Source organism: Staphylococcus sp. EG-SA-2 (assembly GCF_017152085.1).
This window is the reverse complement of sequence record NZ_JACYHC010000772.1, coordinates 1-1,438: the sequence shown is the minus strand read 5'-3', so window position 1 is coordinate 1,438 and position 1,438 is coordinate 1. Positions and strand designations below refer to the sequence as shown.

Annotated in this window: 4 protein-coding genes and 1 pseudogene; 4 read left to right on the top strand and 1 reads right to left on the bottom strand. The window is 32.1% G+C overall.

From position 1 onward, the window contains the following. A pseudogene (locus IDG60_RS13965) lies at positions 1-411 on the bottom strand (NADH dehydrogenase subunit 5); the annotation flags it as partial. Positions 412-931: 520 nt separating this feature from the next. Here IDG60_RS13965 and IDG60_RS13960 point away from each other — a divergent pair. The 4 genes from IDG60_RS13960 to IDG60_RS13945 all read left to right on the top strand — a co-directional run bounded on the left by IDG60_RS13960 (position 932) and on the right by IDG60_RS13945 (position 1,340). Continuing rightward, positions 932-997, top strand: a complete 66-nt coding sequence (locus IDG60_RS13960) for a phenol-soluble modulin PSM-alpha-1 (protein WP_014373781.1) — start codon at positions 932-934, stop codon at positions 995-997. Between the two features lie 31 nt (positions 998-1,028). Beyond that, the gene (locus tag IDG60_RS13955; RefSeq protein WP_014373780.1) at positions 1,029-1,094 is read left to right on the top strand and encodes a phenol-soluble modulin PSM-alpha-2; all 66 of its coding nucleotides are present in this window, start codon (positions 1,029-1,031) and stop codon (positions 1,092-1,094) included. A gap of 51 nt (positions 1,095-1,145) precedes the next feature. Beyond that, a complete protein-coding gene (locus IDG60_RS13950; protein ID WP_014373779.1) occupies positions 1,146-1,214 on the top strand; it encodes a phenol-soluble modulin PSM-alpha-3 in 69 nt (22 codons plus the stop codon). A 63-nt stretch (positions 1,215-1,277) separates the two neighbouring features. Beyond that, a complete protein-coding gene (locus IDG60_RS13945) occupies positions 1,278-1,340 on the top strand; it encodes a phenol-soluble modulin PSM-alpha-4 (RefSeq protein WP_014532416.1) in 63 nt (20 codons plus the stop codon). Positions 1,341-1,438 lie beyond the last annotated feature (98 nt).

Here is a 1,438-nt window from a genome sequence, read left to right as displayed (position 1 = left end):
TGTTAAACATAATAATGTCATACCCCAGCAGAGTGCCATCAGTCTTAAGTCTTCAGACATCCATGCTAAAGATGCAAACGACGTAATCGCAGTGAACAATGGAAAGTAATGTCTATAATGATGATCACCTAGTAAATATCGCATTGAAAACTTTTGAATAATAAAACCAAGCGCCATTACAAAGCCAGCTAATAACCAAGATAAACGATCTATTTTAAATGGACCTAAGACATGTTGACCATGAATACCGAAAAAGCCAATGACTGCAAATAATACTGGCATGACTAGTATGTATAAATGTAATTTAATATATCTCATTGGCATAACTGGTGCTAAAAACAACAAGCCACTTATCAATGCAATGATAAGCGCAATAACAAACAGTGAAAATAGCAATTGAAAACTTAACACTGCATAACCTCCTTATTTCTAATCTCTCGCATAATTGCTTATGTATAAAATAAAAACCTACAATAGTAGATTCTGTACATAATGGCAGAAAATTTACTATTGCAGGTTTCAGTTTAACTAGACACTGCATCACGGTACGTTGATATACCTTGTTGCATTGTTCTCTTTAAGCGTGCTCCCATGCACATATGTATATAAAATGTTACTTCTGTCTGTTCAATTCATCTTCATAAATATGCTTTGCCTAGACGAGACCTAACGTGTTATTCGTTTTAAACTTATAACATAAAATATAATTAAATTTCTGCTTCATGTCAAATTCATGAGCTTAACCTCTATTAAACCAATGATTGTAAAGATTTTGTAAATGCACCTGTACAGTTAGGCAGTATTTCCCGTCCTTTTAAAATAAAAAATTCGCAGTTATGATCATAACAATTCAAGTTAGGAAAAAAAATCAATTACGCACAAGATAACTATGTACAATGAAGTTAACTCATAAGCAAAGGAGGTAATCTTAATGGGTATCATCGCTGGCATCATTAAAGTTATCAAAAGCTTAATCGAACAATTCACTGGTAAATAAGATTTCATAACAAACAAAGGAGGTCTTTCACATGGGTATCATTGCAGGAATCATTAAATTCATTAAAGGATTAATTGAGAAATTCACTGGTAAGTAAGTTATAAAAATCTCATAGATATGAACATCTTATTTGAAGGGGGCCATTCACATGGAATTCGTAGCAAAATTATTCAAATTCTTTAAAGATTTACTTGGTAAATTTTTAGGTAACAACTAATCTCAAACATTAACAATCAACAACTCATCACTATGTTAAATCAACATACAGGAGGACAAAACGATGGCTATTGTAGGTACTATCATTAAAATCATCAAAGCAATTATCGACATTTTCGCAAAATAATTTAAGCGAATTGAATACTTAAAATTCTCAGGCCACTATACCAATAGGGATGGTGGCTTTGCTTTGTGTTGATTTATTGATGTGAGGTGAGTCTTGTT